The organism is Pseudomonas sp. 57B-090624 (assembly GCF_003234055.1).
Classification (GTDB): domain Bacteria; phylum Pseudomonadota; class Gammaproteobacteria; order Pseudomonadales; family Pseudomonadaceae; genus Metapseudomonas; species Metapseudomonas tohonis.
Genome location: NZ_QKRU01000022.1, coordinates 49262 through 67739 on the forward strand (window position 1 = coordinate 49262; position 18478 = coordinate 67739).

Here is an 18478-nt window from a genome sequence, read left to right on the forward strand (position 1 = left end):
TCAGCTAGGAACGATATCAATTGGCCATTTCGGCTGATTCTGGAAGCCCCGGAACTTCACCGAGATCGACTTCACGCCGATCGGCACCTCGCCCAGGCGCTTCACCCGCCCGGTCTTCAGGTCGACGAAGCCGAGGCTGCGGCGCAGCGTGCCGTCCACTTCATCTTCAACCAGCACCATGACGCCGCCCGCCTGGGGCATGTCGTCCATGGAGAGCACTTTGGGGGCGCTGCCGAAGCCGTCGCCGAAGCTCAGCTCGACCAGCTCCGCCAAACCGTTGTTCAGGCTCAGGCGGCTCAGCTTGCAGCCGTTGAGCAGCAGGGGTTCACCCTGCCAGTGGGCCAGGCCGGCGCCGCAACCGAGGTCCGCCGGAAGGTGGATGAGGTCCTGCAACTCCGGCTGGCCCCAGGGGGTGCGGCGCAGCTGGAGCAGCGCGAGCATTTCCTGGTCATCGATGTTCTCGGCCATGAGCAGGTGGGTCAGGTTGCCCTGGGCGTCGTCGAGCAGTTGTCCGCTGCGGCTCGCCCAGGCGCCCTCCTCGAGCCTCCCCAGGGACGGCAGCTCGTAGGCGTCGTAGCCGAACCCTTCCGAAGAGGCGGGGCTTGCCGCCCACAGTTCGCCGGCGTTGTTCACGTCCAGGCTGACATACCAGCCGTTCAGGTCGCCGGCCGTCGTCATCGGCCCGCTGAAGCCGGTCTGCTTCAGGACCCGGCTGGTCTCCACGCCATCGACGTCTTCCAGGCCGTAGACCTCGAACTCCGGGATCGAGGCCGGGTCGCTGGGGTCGCTATCCAGGTGCACTTCCAGGGCATCGGCGAAACCGTCGCCATCGCTGTCCGGGTTGCTGTCGCTGGAGCCGTGCTGGAGTTCGGCGGCGTTGCACAGCAGGTCCAGGTCATCGTCGCGGCAGGGCGTGAAGTTGACCATGCGTTCACGGTCAGCGGCGGGTACGCCACGGAGCGCATTCTCGCCCAGGCCCTGGAGCACACTGGCCATGTCCTGGGCACCTGCCTCGGCGTTCTCCACCGCCAGGAACGACATCACCACGCGGTGCTCGTTGGCGGGGATCTCGAAGCGATAGCCGATGCGCCAGCTGTAGTAGGCATCGCTGTAGAGCTCGTCGCTGTTGAGCGACGCACGCCCGGCCTGGTCGGCGAAGACATGGACCATGGAGATCGGGCCGAGGATGTCGCCCTCCTCTCCTCCGTAGCTCCGCTTGCGCATGCTGAGCCAGCTGTCCTCGGCAGTGAGCTGGTCGTCGCCGCTGGAGGTCTGCTGACGGTTGCCCGGCCCCCAGTAGAGCGGGCTCGAGCTGAGGACTGGGGTGATGGTCCTGGCCTGGCCGCTGACGTTGTAGTACCTGTCCAGCACCCGCAGGAATCCACGCCCCGTGGCCGGTGCGTAGTACTCGCGGCTGAGCAGCAGGCCGCCGTCCAGTGCCTTCAGCGGGGAGCGCCAGATCGGCTCGTCGCTCAGGCGGCTGTAGGCATGGGGCTGGGTCTGGATCGGAGCACCCGGCGCACGCATCGCCGCCGCTGCGGGCGGGCTGCCGAGACCACCGAACTCCAGGGCATACTCCACGCCGACGTTGCTGAAGTTATCGGTGCGCGTCAGGCGCACGCGGCCATTCTGTTCGAGGGTCGCGATCAGCCCGGCCTCCATTTCCATGGAGGGGGCTTCGTTGCTGCCCAGCAGCATACGGTCGTCGCCGCGGCTCTCGGGATCGGTGCCATCCGCGAACAGCTCGTCACCGTCGCCACGGCCACCGCCATCGCTGTCGTACTTGACCGGCGACAGGCCCAGGTCGATTTCCAGCTTGTCGGGCAGGCCGTCGCCATCGCCGTCCAGCTGGCGCGGGTGGGTGCCCAGGCGGAACTCCTCGACGTTGCTCAGGCCGTCGCCGTCCTCGTCGCCGTCCGGGCTGGTGCCGTCCATGCCGAATTCGATCTCGAAGGGGTCGTCCATGCCGTCGTCGTCGCTGTCGCGCTTGTCCGGCCGGGTGCCGTACTGGCGCACTTCCTGGTAGTCGGTGAGGCCGTCGCCGTCGGTGTCCGCCTTGCTCGGGTCAGCCTGGTTGTCCAGTTCTTCGCCGTCGTTCAGCCAGTCACCATCGGTGTCCCTGCGGGTCGGGTCGGTATGGTGCAGGCGTACCTCGTCGGCATCGGTAAGCCCGTCGCCATCGGTGTCGCCGCCGTAGGGATCGGTGCCGTGCTCCTGTTCTTCCAGGTTGCTCAGGCCGTCGTCGTCCCAGTCTTCGCCAGCCGCTTCCGGGTTGGCTTCCAGCGGGGCCGGGCCGTAGTTCAGCTCGAAGCGATCGTTCAGGCCGTCGCCATCGCTGTCCACCGCATCGGTCCGGGTGCCCAGCAGCGTCTCGCGGATGTCCGAGAGGCCATCGCCATCGCTGTCCAGGTGGCCCGGCAGGCGGTCGAGCTCCATCCGGTAGTTGCCTTCGGCCGTGGGCACGTAGGTGACGGTGTAGCCGTGCAGGTCGAAGTTGCAGTAGCCGCCCTGCTCGATGGCGTAGTCCGGGTAGACCAGGCGACCGTCGACGTCCGGCAGGTGCTGCGAGTCCACCGCGCCATACCAGTAGCCATGGGCGAAGCGCGTACGGACCCGCAGGCCGCAATGCCAGCCGTCGAACGGCACCTTGTAGTAGCGGTTCTCGATGCGGCCGTCACGGTGGATCACGGTCTGCACGTCCACCCGGTCGTCGCTGGTCACGCCTTCGCGGCCCCAATCGCTCCAGGTCAGTACCAGGCGATCCGGCAGCGTGGCCAGGTAGAAGGCCTGGGTGCCCTGGGCGTTCTCCACCAGGCGCTGCAGCGGGATGTTCTGGATGCCGTTGCCGCCACCGATCTCGACCTGCTGTTCGAGCACGTTGATCAGCAGCGACTTGTCGGCGAAGGCGAAGTCCGCCGGCAGTTGCAGGTTGACGTAGGGCTCGTCGTTACGCGCGCCGAGATCGCCGCTCAGCGGCTCGACGTAGTTGTCCTCGCCACCCAGCATCAGGTCACCGGCGTCGTGAGGCCCGTCGATGTTCAGTTGCACGGCCTGTTCGGCATGCACCGGGTAACCCAGCACCTCCTTGTCGACCTTGACCAGCCACTGGGCATTGTCGCGGCGGTCGATGCCCTCGAAGAGGTAGCGGCCATCGGCGCCCGTGGTCACGGTGCTGGAATCGTCCAGCAGGCGCGCCATGAACGACGGCACTTCGCCGCCCTGGTCCTGGTGGCGCGCCAGGCTGACCTGGACATCCGCCAGCGGCACGCCCAGCTCGTTGACCACGCGACCGGCGATGCTGCTCGGCGGTACCGCCACCACCTCGATGTCCAGGGTCTGGCGACCGACGTTGCGGTTGCTGTCGGTCGCGCGGACCTCGAAGCGCACGGTGCCCTCGCCCGGCAGGGTCAGCTGCTGCTGATGCTGGCCGGCGCCGTTGAACACGGCCTGCTGCTCGCCGTCCATGAGCAGCTCGACGTCACCGACGATGCCGGCGTCCTGCACGTCGAAGGTCAGGGTGATCGGGTCGCCCGGATAGAACGGGCCTTCGCTGTGGGCGATGCTCACGCTGGGCGCCTGGGTGTCGGCCACGCTCGGCTCGGGGTCGCGGCCATCGGGGATGCCGTCGCCATCGACGTCCGGGTTCTCCGGATCGAGGCCCAGCGGCACTTCGTCGGCGTCCGGCATGCCGTCGCCATCGGAGTCCACCAGGCCACTGAGGTTGACCAGATCGCGCACCTCTTCACGGGTCAGGCCGACGTCCACGAAGCTTTCCGAGGCGAGCTCGCGCAGCACGCGTTCGGCTTCGCTGCGGTTGTAGTGCTGCACGGCGTAGTGCATCAGCACCTGGCGGCTATGGGGCTTGAGCGTCAGGTCGTACGCCACGGAGTAGACGTCACCGCTGAGGCTCACCGAGCTCGGGCGTACCCGCGAATTGGCGCTGCCGAACATCAGGCCCACGGCCGGGTCGCCGCCGCCGTTGCTGCCGTCGTCGGTCAGCAGCCAGTTGTCGGCGGTGGTGAAGGCCTGGTCGCCGCTGGACGTGGCGATGGTGTAGGTGCCGCCATCGGAGCCCAGGTTGCCGCTGATCCGTACCGGAATGGTCATTTCCTGGTCGCTGGTGTTCTCGATCCGTTCGATGAAGCGCGCGTAGTTGCCGTTGTCCGGCACGTAGACGGTGCGGCTGACCTTGAAGATGCCGTTCACCAGTTGCGTGGGCGCCAGCGTCACTTCGCGGCCGGCCAGGCGCAGCAGCCCCTGGTTGACGCCGGAGAAGCCCTGCCCATTGACGGTCAGGGACTGGCCGCCGTCGTAGGCGTCGCTGGTGCCGTCGCTGATCCCGCCGTCGGACTGGATATCCCAGCGGTAGCCATTGCCGAAGAGGTTGTAGCCGAAGCCGGTGCTGCCCTCGTAGCTCAGCTGCGACTCGGCGATGGGGTCGCGCACCAGGCGGCCCTGGGCCTTGAGCACCAGCGGCTCGACGTGCACGTCTTCCGAGTCGACCGGCACCGGCGCGGTCACCAGGGCGGTCATCGGCTGCTTGCCGAACAGGGCGCTGGCCTCGACCTGCAGGACCGTATCGATGGTCAGCACCTGCAACTGGTAATGACCGGTCTCGTCGGTGGTGGCCTGGACACCCTTGACCTGTACCCGCGCGCCGGCGATGCCTTTGCCCAGCACGTCCTGCACCTGGCCGGAGACCTGCAGCTCGGGCACGGTGGCGATCGCCACGGTCAGGTCCGCGGTGCGCACGTTGCCGTTGCTGTCGGTCGCGCGGACCTGCAGCAGGGTGCTGTCCTGGTTCGGCAGGATCACGGTGAAGGTCTGGCTGCCGCCGCTGGTGCGGGTCTCGCGCAGCAGGCCGTCCTGCAGCAGCTCGACCTTGGCCACCAGGCCGTTGTCGCTGATCAGCGCGGTCAGGTCCAGGGAGTCGCCGCCATAGCGACGCGCCGGTTCCAGGGGCTGGAAGGTGACGTTCGGCGCGGTGGCGTCGGGCACCAGCGGCTCGCTGTCCTTGCCATCGGGGATGCCGTCGTGGTCGCTGTCGGGGTTGGCCGGGTCGGTGCCCAGGCGCGCCTCGTCGGCGTCGCTCAGGCCGTCCTCGTCCTGGTCGTAGAAGGCGAAGAAGTTCACCACCTTGCCGGCCAGGGTCGGGTCGAGGTTGTCCAGGCCCAGGCCCTTGAGGCTGCGCAGGCGTGCGCCGGTCTGCATGGCGGCATCGGCCGAGCCTTCCAGGGTGGAGAAGTGCATGACCACGCGGCGTTCGCCCGCCGGGATGCGCACCTGGTACTCCGCCTGCCACTGGCGACCGTTGCGGCTGACCAGGCTGGTGCCCTGGCGACGGTTGGCGTTGCCGCCCAGCACCTGCAGCAGCACCGGGCGGGTCGGCGTGGCGGTGTCGCGCAGCGCCAGGTAGTCGTCGGCGATGGTCAGCTGGTCGTCGCCGCTGCTGGTGACGACGGCGGTCTGGGCGTCGTTGGCACCGTAGTAGGACTGCAGGCGCAGGGTGACCACCTGCTCGGTGCTGCCCGGGTTGTCGAGGATCTCCAGGTAGCGGGCGTAGGCACCGCCGACGCTGGGCACCAGTACGCGGCGGCTGACCACCAGGTTGCCCAGGCGGCGCCCTTCGTAGTGGTACTCGCGGCCGTTGGCGCTGCTGGTGGCATGGTTGTAGGAGTAGCCGTACTGGTTGCCGTTGACGAACAGCTGGTTGGCCCAGTAGTTCGGGTCCACCGCGCCGCCGGTGGTGGAGCGCAGATCGCCACTGTAATAGAAGTTCCAGTCGCGGTTGTTCTCGTCCTTGGCGGTGCGATAGCCATTGATGTTCGCGCGGTCGTCGGCGGCCACCTTGGGATCGGTGCCATCGACGAAGCGTTCGTTGATGTCGCGGCGGCCACCGTTGTCGCCGTCGGCCTTGAGCGGGTCGCTCGGCGGCGTGCCCAGCACTTCCCAGCCGTCCAGCAGCTCGTCGCCATCGGTGTCGACGTTGCGCGGCGAGGTGCCGGCCTGGAATTCGGCCAGGTTGCTCAGGCCGTCGCCGTCGGTGTCGTCCTGGGCGCCGACGTTGAGCAGGTTGTTGTCCACCTCGTACTTGTCGGGCAGGCCGTCGTCGTCGCTGTCCGCCTTGAGCGGATCGGTGCCGTGGTTGTTGATCTCGGCATAGTCGCTCAGGCCGTCGCCATCGGTGTCGGCCAGGTCCGGACGGGTGCCACGGGCGATCTCGTCCGGATCGAGGATGCGGTCCAGGTCGGTGTCGCGGGTCAGCGGGCTGGAGTGATGCACCAGCACCTCGGCGCCGTCGGTGAGCCCGTCGCCGTCGGTATCGACCAGGCGCGGATGGCTGCCGGCTTCCTGCTCCTGCAGGTTGGTCAGGCCATCGCCGTCGCTGTCCTCGCTCGCCTCGCCATTGGCCTGCTTGGCATCGAAGCCGTAGCGCTGCTCGAAACCATCGCGCAGGCCATCCGCGTCGCTGTCGGCCTTGAGCGGGTCGAGGCCCAGCAGGTATTCGAGGGCATCGGCCAGGCCGTCACCGTCGCTGTCCACCTGGGTGGTCCAGTTGACGATGCCGCGCTGTTCTTCGAGCGTCAGGTTCTGTTCCTGCACATCGCGGCTGGCCAGTTGCTCCAGGGTGCTGCGCACGCGCTCGCGGCTGGCATCCTGCACCAGGTACTGCACCAGCACCTGGCGGCTGCGCGGCGCCAGGGTGACCTGGTAGTTGGCGCGGTACTCGTTGCCGTTGCGCCAGGTGGACACCGGGCGCAGGGGCGCATCCGGGCTGCCCAGCACCACGCCGGCGGCGTACAGGCCGCCTTCCGGCGCCGCGTCGTCGGTCAGCAGGTAGCTGTCTTCCGGGTCGAAGCCCGCGTCGCCGGACGAGGTCTGCACCACCGGGCGGGTCGCGTAGAAGTTGCCGTACACATAGAAGGGCACGGTCACCGGCTGGTCGCTGGGGTTCTCCAGCACGCTGATGAAGCGGGCGTAGTTCTGGTCCGCCGGCACATAGGCCTTGCGGCTGACCATGACATTGCCGAGCTGCTTGGCCGGGTAGATCAGCTCGCGCCCATCCAGGCGGGTGCGATAGGTGCTGCTGCTGTAGTTGGTGCCATTGACCACCAGATACTGGGCACCGCTGAAGGTCCAGTTGGAGGCGTAGGTGCCGTTGTCGATGGCGCCGTAGGTGTTGAAGTCCCAACGGACGTTGTTGTTCACCTGGCGGTTATACGAGGTGCTTTCCTCGGCGGCGGCCACATGACGTTCTTCGATCGGCTCGAATGCCGTGCGGCCATGGGCGGCCAGCACCAGGTCGCCGATATCCGAGCTGCCGCCCCGGGCCAGCTCGAACACCTCGCTGGCAGCGGAGACCAGTTGGTTGCCGAAGCGTGCCTCGGCCTTGACCCGCGGCTCCAGCGCCAGGGTGGACGCGGAGAGGGTGAAGCGGCCCTGGCCGTCGCTGGTCACGGTGGCCGAGGACGGCATCGGGCCAGTGCCATTGCTGAAGGCCACTTCGTCCACCAGGGTCCAGGGACCGTTGGCGCGGAAGCTGACGCGAACGTAGCGGCTGTTGATGTTCAGGCCGGACAGGGTCAGTTGGGCATGGGCGTCGAGGGACAGCCTGTCACGATTGTTGGCATTGCTCGGGGCTGTGTTCAGTGTGCCGACCGGGACCCAGTCGTTGCCGACTTTCTGCAGCACGTCGAAGGACGGCAGCACGTACTCCGACAGGGTGTTCTGGGTGGTGCCGACCTGCAGGCTGGTGAGGCTGACCACGCGGCCGAAGTCGAAGTCGACGTTCAGGGTGCGATCGTTCCAGCCCAGCCACTCGTAGGCGTTGCCGGCGCCCAGGTTGGCCGCGTAGCCGGCTGCGCCGAGCTGGCCATCGATCAGTTGGCGGTTGTATTCGTCGCCGTAGCAGTAGTGCCAGCAGTCCAGGCCCTGGTCCAGGGTGTAGGAGGCCGGCTTGATGCGCGCGGCTTCGTAGCCGTCGATCAGGGTGACCTGGGCGCCTTCCACGGCGCGGCCGTTGCCGTCCAGCACGCGGCCGGTGACCTGGGTGCCGGCGTCGTCCACCAGGCTCAGGCGGCGCACGCCGCTGCGGCTTTCGTTGCCGTTGGTGTCGCGGGCGCTGGCTTCGATATCCAGCTGCGCGCCCACGGCCGGCACGCGGATCACATGCTGGTAGGGCGCGCGGTCATAGGTGGCCACGGCCACGCCGTTGACATAGAAGGTCACGCTGGCCACGCGGCCATCGTCGCTGGCATCGGCGCGCAGGCGCAGTTGCTGGCCGTGGGCCAGGCTGGCGCCGGCCGCAGGCGATACCAGGCTGACGCTCGGTGCCTGGGTGTCCTTCTCGGTGGGCGCGCTGTCCTCGCCGTCGAGCAGGCCGTCCTTGTCCATGTCCGCGTCCAGCGGGTTCAGGCCACGGGCCACTTCCACGCCATCGGACAGGCCGTCGCCGTCGGTGTCCGCCACCTTCGGATTGGTGAGGGTCTCCAGCAGCTCCTGCTTGTTGCTCAGGCCGTCGGCGTCGTAGTCCTGGCCGGCGTCCTGGGCGTTGCGCGGGTTGAGGATGTCGGCATAGGGGCCCTTCAGTTCGATGAAGTCGGAGAGGCCGTCACCATCGGTGTCCGCCAGCTCCGGGCGGGTGCCGTAGCTGTTGATCTCGTCGTAGTCCGGAATGCCGTCGTCGTCGCTGTCGGCCTTGCGCGGGTTGGCCTTGTACTGGACTTCCTGGGCGTCGAGCACGCGGTCGTAGTCGCCGTCCTCGCTCAGCGGGTCGCTGTTGTGCTGGTTGACCTCGGCGCCATCGGTCAGCCCGTCCTCGTCGCTGTCGGCCTGACGCGGGTGGGTGCCCAGCTCCTGCTCGCGCAGGTTGCTCAGGCCGTCGCCGTCGCTGTCCAGGTCCTGCTCGCCGGCCACCAGCGGGTTGAAGCCGTACTTGACCTCGAAGCCGTCCAGCAGGCCGTCACCATCGCGATCGGCGATGAAGGCGCTGGTGCCGTTGCCATATTCGTAGACGTCCTTGAGGCCGTCGTTGTCGCTGTCCTTGAGGGTCAGCTCGTGCATCATCACCAGGATGCCCGGGTGGTAGACGGTGAACAGCGGGTCGTTGTCGGCCGGGCGGCCCGACTCGGTCGGGGTGAAGCCGAAGTACACCTGGCCGGCGCCATAGGCGTAGCGGATGGCCACCACGCGCTTGTCCGCGCGGGCGTCGGTGAACATCAGCGGCACGGTGCCGGGCGCCAGCTTGTCCATCGGCATGTAGGCATGGCCGGCATAGTTGCCGTTGCGGTAGGGCCACCAGGAGCCGACGCGGCCTTCACTGGCATCGGACCAGCGCTGCACCGGCGTCAGGCGGACCCAGTTGCCCGTCCACACCGACTCCGCGGGCTGGCCGGGCACGTCCGCCAGCACGGCATTGGAGCTGGTGTTGTAGTTCTCGCTGAACAGCAGCGTGCCGCCGTTCTGGACGAAGGCGAAGACCTTGGCGCGGTTGCTGGAGTAGTTGCCGTTGCCGTAGTAGTCCCGCGAGCTGTCCACCATCAGCATGTCGACTTGCGACAGGTCGAAGCTGGCCAGGTTGCTCACCTGCACCGGCTCGTAGCCGGCACGCTCGATGATCAGCCGCTGCGAGGGCTGGCCGGCGTTGAAGCGGGCGTTGAAGTAGCCCACCCGTACCTTCGGCTGCTGCAGGGTGATGGTGCCGACGTCCGTGGTGCCGCCCCAGACCGGGTCGGTGGGCGCGGAGACGGCGGTGACCGCCTGGTTGCCCAGCAGGCCGCTGGCGATGACCGAGACCACGCCCGGCGCCACCGGCACGCGGGTGATGACGAAGCTGCCGTCGCCGCCGCTGACCGCGGTCTGGCCGCCGACGTCGAGCTGGGCGCCCACCACCGGCTGGCCGTTGCTGTCGAGCACGCGGCCGATCACGGTGGTCAGCGGGTCCTGCACCAGGGCGAAGCTGTGTTCGCCACTGCTGCCGACGTTGTTGTTGGTGTCGGTGGCGATGATTTCCAGGCGCAGGCTGTCGGCGTCGCTCGGCAGGTTCAGGCTGTAGGTGAAGGGCGCGGCGTTGACCTGCGCGATCTGGGCGCCGTTGAGGCGGAACGCCACCTTGGTGACCCGGCCGTTGTCCTGCAGGGTCGGCACCAGGGTCATGCGCAGGCCCTTGATCAGGGTCTGGCCGACCTTCGGCGTGTCCAGGCCCACGCGGGGCGCCTGGGTGTCCTTGACCAGGGGCTCGGCGTCCTCGTCGTCGCGCAGGCCGTCGCCGTCGCTGTCGGCCTTCAGCGGGTCGGTGCCCTTCTGGTTGACCTCGACGCCGTCCAGCAGGGTGTCGCCGTCGCTGTCCGGGTTGTTGATCAGGGTACCCAGCTGCGCCTCACGGGCGTTGCTCAGGCCGTCGTTGTCCTTGTCGGCCTGGCCGTCGGCCGGGTCGCTGGGGTTCAGGCCCATCTGCAGTTCGAGCGGGTCGGGGATGCCGTCGCCGTCGGTGTCCTTCTTCAGCGGCGAGGACGCCGGGATGTTGCTGACCTCGGCACCGTCGGACAGGCCGTCCTCGTCGGTGTCGGCCTTCAGCGGGTCGGTGTGGTGGGTGCGCACTTCGGCGCCGTCGGAGAGGCCGTCGCCGTCGGTGTCGGCCACCCGCAGCTTGGTGCCCAGGGCGGCTTCTTCCAGGTTGCTCAGGCCGTCGCCGTCGAGGTCCTCGGCGCCGTCGTCGATGCCGTTGCCGTCGGAGTCGCGCAGCGCCGGGTCGAGGCCCTGGGTGTCCATTTCCAGCTTGTTGCTGAGGCCGTCGCCGTCGAAGTCACCGGCCGGGTCGAAGACCTGCAGTTTCAGGGCGTTGCCCAGCACCACCGGCTTGACCGGCGTGCCCGGCAGGGTGCCGCTCAGGGTCAGCGGCAGCAGGGCGCCGTCGGCGATCGGATCATTGGCCGCACCGAAGAGGGCCGGAACGGTGAGGGTGCGGGTCGGACCGTAGTACCAGTTGAAGCCCTGGCTGGTGCCGCCCAGTTCGGCGCGGCCGTTGGCGACGTTGTACCAGCTGATGTTGTCGGCCAGGGTCAGCGGGATCTGCACGCTCTGGCCGGCCAGCACCTTGAGCGGGCCGGCGAGGCTGAACAGCGCATGGGGCGCGCACAGCTCGGCGCCCTGCTCGCGGACCTGGTCGTCGCGGGCGACGCCGCGCAGGCCGGAGCCGGTGGTGTCGTAGCGGTAGCAGCGGCCCAGGGCCAGCGCGGGTTGCGCGTCGAAGCTCAGGGTGCGGCCGTCGCTGCTGAGGGTGGCGCTGCCGCCACGGGCCGCGTTGCCCTCGAAGAACTTCAGGGCGTCGCCGCTGGCCAGGCGCACCGGCTCGTCGAAGTCGAAGTAGGCGCGCAGCGCGGTGCCCTGGCGGGCCTCGATCAGGGCGCGGACGACTTCAGGCGGCTGCACGGTGAAGCTGATGCGGAAGCGGCTGGAGAGGTCCAGGTTCGGCAGGGCCTGCACCGGGCCGGCCAGGCTGACGGTGACTTCCTCGAAGGTTTCGTCGCTGATGGCCATCCAGCCCAGCCCGGCGTTCAGCTGCACGGTGGCGCCACCGGCCTTGCCGTCGACCAGGGCGGCGCCGCTGGCCTGGACGTTGACCGCGAGGTTGGCGGGCTTGCCGTCGACCTGGGTGATGGGGTTGCCGAAGCGGTCCTGCAGCATCAGTTGCAGGCGCACGTCCTGCTTGATGCCACGGGTGAGCACCGCGCCGTCGTCCTGCACCCGGCCCTGGTCGTTGAGCAGGCGCAGGTGGCTGGCCACGGCCGGCAGCACGGTGAGCTCGAGGTTGCTGTAGCAGCAGTTGACGTTGCCACGGGCGTCGTAGGTGTAGCGGATGCTGTTGCCGTTGCTCGACAGCGGCAGGCTGAACTGGCCGGCCTTCTGGCCGACCTGCAGGTTCAGCCGTGCGCGGCCGTCCTTCACGGTCACCTGCACCCGCTCCACGGTCTGGCCGTTGAGGGTGGTGCTGCCGATCTGGATGCCGGCGCCGGGCTGGGCGTGGTAGTCGGCGGCCGGCAGGGTCACCACCAGCAGGCTGCTCTGGTCGTCGGTGACCGGGTTGAGCACCAGGTCCTGGGACTGGATGTCCAGCGCCACGGTCTCGCCCGCGGCCACCGGCGGCAGGTAGCTGAGCAGCAGGTTGCGGGTCGGGCCGGCGAGCAGGCCGATGGCCGTCTCGGCGCGGGCCACCTGGGTGAACTGCGGCAGGTCCGCCCACAGCTGGTAGTCGCCCAGGCTGCGGTCGGCGTTGAAGGTCAGGCTGGCGTAGCCGCCGCTGTCGCTGGCGCTGGTGCCGAGGTTTTCCACATAGCCGTCGGCCAGGCGACGCAGGCGCCACTGCACCGGCTGCTCCGGCACCGGGCGCGCAGCGGCGTCGAGCACCTGCACGCGGTAGACCGGGCGCTCCTGCACCCGCGCCTGGGTGGGGTTGTCGCTGCCCTGCACGGCCTTGAAGCGCAGCTGGTTCGGCGACTGGGTCAGGGCCACGGCGTATTCGCGGCTGAGGGTCTGCTGGCCGATACGGTCGGTGAGTTCCACCTGCACGCGGAAGGCGTCGCCCGGCAGCGCGGCCTCGGGCATGCGCAGGTCGCGGCTGTGGCCGTTCCAGTAGGCGCCGTTGCCGCAACGGAAGTTGCCGGTGTCCTCGCGCAGGCAGTTGAATAGCTCCTTGCGCTCGCTGCCCACCAGTTGCAGCACGCGCAGGCCCAGGCCGCCGGTGTCGTCCAGGGCGTTGAGGTTGTTCAGTTGCAGGGTGACCAGGCCACCGTAGACGCCACGGGCCGGCAGGCTCACCTGCAGGGCGGCGGCGTCCGGCGCGCGGTCGCGGACCACGCGCAGGTTCTGCGCCGGGGATTCGCTGACCTGGCCGCGGCTGTCGGTCAGGCGCACCTTGAACGGCTGGTTGACGCTGCTGGCGACACGCTCGGTGCGGCGGTCCTGGACGCTGAAGCTGCGGTTCAGGGTGGTGCCGCTGACATCGTAGTGGTCGGTGAAGCCGTTCCACAGCAGGTCGACGCCCTTCAGACCGACGTCGTCGCGGGCGGCCAGCTGGACGTCGAAGCGGCCACGTTCGATCACCTCGGCCGGCAGGCTCAGGGTGGTGACCTCGGGGAAGGCGTCGTCGATGACGGTGACGCGCAGCTCGGCGCTGGTCACGTTGCCGGCGCGGTCACGCACCTCGACGTTGTAGACCTGCTCACCAAGGCTGGTGGCGGCGTCCTGGTAGCTCAGCTGGTTCTGGCCGAAGGCCACCGCCACCACCTGGCCGTTGCGTAGCAGCGTGGCCTTGTCGAGGGCGCCCTCCTCGTCCGCCATCTGGGCGGTGACGGTGAAGGGGTAGCCGCGCACGGCTCGGTTGTTGTCCTTGAACACCGCGCTGCCCTGGTAGCCGAGGCTCACGGTGGGCGCCTTGGTGTCCTGGTGACGGTAGAAGCGCTTGGCCGCCGACTCGGCGCTGTTGCCGAACACGTCCACCGCGCGGGCCTTGAGGTACTGGCCGCTGAAGCTGCCGTCCAGGGCCAGGCTGGCCTGGTAGGGCTGGGCGCTGCGCAGGGCGACGCGCTGCCAGGGTCCGTTGCTGCCGGCGGCGACCAGGAATTCCACCTGGGCCAGGGGCTGCTGGCTGCCGCTGACCTGGGCGCTGACGGTCAGCGGCAGGGGCAGCCAGGAATGTTCGTCGGCCACCAGGGCGATGCTGAAGGGGTTGGCCACGCCGTCGCCCGGCTCCATGAACAGGTCGCGGGCGCTGCCCTGGCGGATCACGCCGAAGGCGTCCTCGACGCGCAGGCCCAGTGCCACGGACTGGCCACCCGGCAGGCTGGCGGGCAGGCGCAGCTGGGTCGCGCCAAGGCCCTGGCCGAGGGTGCCGGCCGGTTGGCCGTTGATGCTGAATTCGACGCCGCGCAGGCCGTCTTCGGCCAGGCCGAGGGCCAGCGCCTGCGCCGCTTGCAGGTGGCTGCCGGCCAGGGGCTCGAGCAGCGAGGTGGTGCTGGCGCCCAGGCCATAGGGCAGCTCGTAGACCAGCACGCCCTGGCTGCCGAGGCCGACGGCCAGGCGGTTGTTCTCCACCGCCAGGGCGCTGATGCGCTGGGCGAGCAGCAGCTCGCCGTTGGCCATGGCCTGGCCGCTGGACGGGTCCAGGGCCAGCAGGCGCACGCCCTGGGCCTGGGGTTGTTCGACCCACAGCAGGTTGCCACCCAGGTACAGCTGGCTGGCGCTGGCGCCGGCCAGCAGTTCGCTGCGCTGGCCGCTGCGCAGGTCGTAGCGCCAGGCGCGCTCGGCGGAGATGTAGAACAGCGCATCGCCATCGAAGGCCAGTTGACGGACCTCGCCACCGAGCTGGGCGCTCAGTTCGCTGACCGGCTGGCGGGCGTCGCTGCGCAGGTCCACCAGGAATACGCGGCCGCTCTCGCTGAGGGCGACGACACGGCTGCCGTGGGCCGACAGCTGGCGCAGGCTTTCCTGGGCGGTGACCAGCAGGCTGCGGCGGCTGGCCGGGTTGGTCAGGTTGTCCAGGGGGGCGATCTGCAGGCTGCCACCGCTGGCCACCAGCAGTTGGCCACGGGCGATGGCCAGGTCGTTCACCGGGGTCTGGGCGAAGACGGTCTGCGCCGCCAGGGTGGAACGCGACAGCGCCACCACCTGCTGTTGTTGATCCTGGGCGAGGAACCACAGGTCACCGGCGCTGGCCACCTGGCTGGCGGCCTGGGTGAAGGCCTGGCTCGGGTAGAGGGTGGACTGCCAGGTGCCGGCGTCGTCCTGGCGCAGCAACTGGGCGCCGAAGTTGTCGGCGGCGACCAGCACCTGGCCGTCACGCAGGCCCAGGTCTTCCACGCTGCCACGGGTCGGGGTGGCCAGGCTGCGGCTGTCGTGCAACAGGTGGAAGCCCGCGCTGCCGGCCTGCGGACGCAGCACCAGGCCTTCGCTGCCGCCCAGCCAGAGGCGGCCGCCGGTCCACTGGGCCGCGGCGACGGGCGCGTTGCCCAGGCTCCAGTCGGCGACGCGCTGGCGGGTGGCCAGGTCGATCAGTTGCAGGCGGCCGTCGGCCAGCGCCAGCAGTTGGCCCGGCAGGGCGAACAGGCGCTTGGCGGCGGTGCCCAGCTGTACGGCGGTGCCCTTCAGGGCGGCGTCCAGGCGCCACAGGCGGCCGGCGGCGTCCGACACCTGCAGCTGGTCGCCGCTGCGAGCCATGGCCAGCAGGTTCTCGCCGCTGAAGCTGGCGATGACCTGGCCGCTGCTGGACAGGCGCAGGACCTGGCCGGCGGTGAGCACCAGGAAGCCGTCGTCGCGGGCCAGCAACTGGCGGACCTCGGCGCCCAGGGTCTGGGTGCCGCTGGCCTTGAGCTGGCTGCCCAGGGCGTCGAACCAATAGAGGTCGCGACCGCTGGCGCCGAGGACGCGCTCGCCCTGCACCGCCAGGTGGTTGAGGGGCGCGGCCACGGCCAGGCTGCCGGCGCTGCGCAGGCCGTCCTGCGGGTCCAGCAGGGTCAGGCCGAAGCCCTTGATGCTCAGCAGCAGGTAGCGCTGCAGGTTGTCCATGGCGGCGATCGGGCCGTCCAGGCGCTGGCGCAGGCCCTGGGCGTCGTGCAGTTCGGCGCCGCGTGCCAGCCAGTAGCCACCGACTTGCGGCAGCATCAGGTCGAAGGGCAGCCGCGCGCTTTCGCTCTGCAGGTTCCAGGCGTCCACCACCGGCGCGCTCCAGCGCTGCTCCTGGCGGTTGCCCAGCTCGTCGTCGATCAGGGCGCGCACGCGCAGTTCGCGGATGCCCGCCGGCAGGCGCAGGCCGAGCGTGCCGGCACCACTGGCCAGCAGGCGGTCGTCCTGGTCCAGGGCTTCCAGGCTCATGCGGAAGCGGCTGGCGTCCACGCCGGAAAGGCTCAGGTCCACGCGGCTGCCGGCATACAGCAGGCTCGGCAGGCCGGCGAGTTGCGGCTGGGGCAGTTGCTGGGCCGGCGCGACGCGCAGGTTCAGTTGCTGCTCGCTGTAGTGGAAGTCGCCCGGGAAGTAGGCGCGGGCGCGCAGCACATAGCTTTCCTGCACGGCCACCTGGGGCAGGCGCAGGCTGAAGCGGCCCTGCTGGCCGGCGTCGAGGATGCGCTGCACGGACTGGCCGTTGAAGCTCAGCAGTTCGAGTTCCACCCAGGCCGGGACATCGCCCACCTGGTAGGCCAGGGACAGGCTGGAGCCTTCGGCGAACACCTGGTTGTTGCCGGCGCCGCTCAGGGTGACGGCGCTGGTGGACGGGTTGGCCTTGGTGAACAGGCCGATCTCGCGGGCGCCGGCCGCGTCCTGCCAGGCGTAGCGGGCTTCGCCGCTGGCGGGCAGGCCGATCCAGCTGAAGCGCTGGCGCAGGCCGTTGACGGCGGGTTGCGCCTGGCCTTCACGGGCCAGGCTGGCGCCCGCGCCGTCGCTGCCGGCAGCGAACGCGGCGGCCAGGGGCAGGCGGGCGCCGGCGGCGAGCACCGCACCCTGGTCGGGCACGAGGTCGGCGGCGGCCACGGTGGCGGCGGGTACGGCCAGGTCCAGGCTCTGCTCACCGGCGTGGTCCTGCAGCACCAGGCGCAGGCTGGCCGGCGGGTTGGCCAGCAGCCAGGCGCGGCCTTGGGGGAAGGCCTCGCCGAGGTAGGTGTCCAGTTCGCCCTGGTACCAGAAGGCCTGGGCGGCCAGGGGCTTGTCGGCGCCATCACGCAGGCTCAGGTCGGCCTGGCCGAGCGCGGCCTCGGCGGCAGCGGGCAGGCCGCCCACCAGCACGCCGAAGGGCAGGCGCACGGCCTTGGCGGCCAGTGCGGCAGCCGGTGCGGCGGCCACGTTCAGGGGCTCGACCACCAGCTGCTGCACGCCGTCGCGCAGTTGCAGGGACACCAGGCGGCCCGCGCCGAAGGCCAGGTCCTGGCGCTCGCCCGCCAGGGCGCCCAGGCGCTCGCCGTCACGCCAGGCCTGCCAGCTGTCGCCGTGCAGGTCGTTGCTCACCCGCAGCCAGGCCAGCTCGCCGTCGAAGCGGGCACGTTGCACCTGGCCGTCCACGGCCAGCACGGTGGCATCGCCCAGGCGCCAGCCGTCGGCATCCAGCACCGGCGTGTAGCGGGCGGCCTCGGTGGCGGTCCAGGCCAGCAGGCGCTCGCCGTCGAGGGCGAAGCCCAGGCGGCCCGGCAGGGCCAGGCTGGCGCGACGCACCAGTTGCGGCAGGCGGCTGTCGTCCAGCTGCAGCCATTCCAGACCCTTGTCGGTCAGCACCAGCAGGCGCTGGCCATCCAGCTGCACCTGGCGGATTTCGTCGGCGAGGCTCAGGCCCACCAGTTCGGCCATGGCGCCGCCGTCGACGGCGTAGCCGCCCAGCTGCTGGCCATGGCGGACGAACAGCAGGTCGCCACTGCCACCCAGCAGGGTGCCGGCGATGGGTTGTTCCACGGCGGCCAGCCAGGCGCCGTCCTGCCAGCGCCAGAAGCGCAGGTAGTCCTGGCCGTCGCGGCGGACCTGGGCCACCAGGCCGGTGCCGGTGAAGGCCAGCTGGCGGATGCGGCCGCTGTCACGGCTTTCCACCTGGCCGTCGAGGGTGCGGATGCGGTAGCCGTCGCGCTGGGCGTTTTCGGCCCAGGCAGCGCCGTCCGCCAGGCCCGGCAGGCGGGTCAGGTGGCTGGCCTGGTAGCCGGTCTCGATGGGCTCGCGACGGTTTTCGGCCTGCAGGTAGGCCAGCTTGGCCAGGCTGCGGTCCAGTTGTTTCTCGTGGCCGGAGCGGTCACGCAGGGTGGCGGCCAGGCGCAGGCCGGCACCGTCGAAGCGGCTGTTCCAGACCTGGCGCTGGTCGCCGAAGGCCAGGCGCGCGGCGGCGCTGCCGGCATCGGCCGGGTCGAACAGGTCAAGGCTCGAATCACGGCTGAAGTCGGTCATGCCCGCCGGTGGCGGCGCGTCGATCCACAGCTGGGTGCCCGCCAGCAGGGTGCTGGCCGGTTGCAGCAGCAGGGCCACGTCCTGGTCGATGCCGTTGTCGGCATGCAGGTTGAGGATGCGCTGGCTGCGCAGGGTCTGGCCCTGCCAGGTGGCTTCGAGGCGCAGCACCAGCACGCCGTCGGCGGCGACCTGGGGCATGGGCACGGCCAGTTCCACCACCTCGTCGCCGTCGGCGGCGCGGGTCAGGGTACGGGCTGCCGGGTTGCCGGCATGTTGCGGGTTGCCGGCGATATCCAGGTTCAGGGTGGCCTGTTCCAGCTTGCGCATGCGCACCCGCACCGGGATGGTTTCGCCGGCCTGGACGTCGAGGCCGTCGGCCGGAACCAGGAAGCTCAGCTCCGGCGCGCCGGCACGGCTGTCGTAGGGCTGCAGGGTGACGCTGGCCGGGGCGCTGGCCAGGCCGTTGAGGTCGATGGCGCGGGCCACCACGTGGATCGGCTGGGTGGCGTCGGCGGCGACCGGCAGGCGCAGGCGGCCCGGGTCGGCGAGGCGCTGGCAGGCCTGGGCG

1 protein-coding gene (only partly in view) is annotated in these 18478 nt (G+C 70.0%); it reads right to left on the reverse strand.

Translation table 11 applies throughout. From position 1 onward, the window contains the following. Window positions 1-18478, reverse strand: the final stretch of a protein-coding gene (locus DMX10_RS12630; protein ID WP_111261383.1) for an Ig-like domain-containing protein. Its footprint extends 24410 nt past the window's final position; the window shows 18478 of its 42888 coding nt (coding positions 24411-42888); its start codon lies beyond the right edge, outside the window — the gene reads right to left on this strand; the stop codon is at window positions 1-3.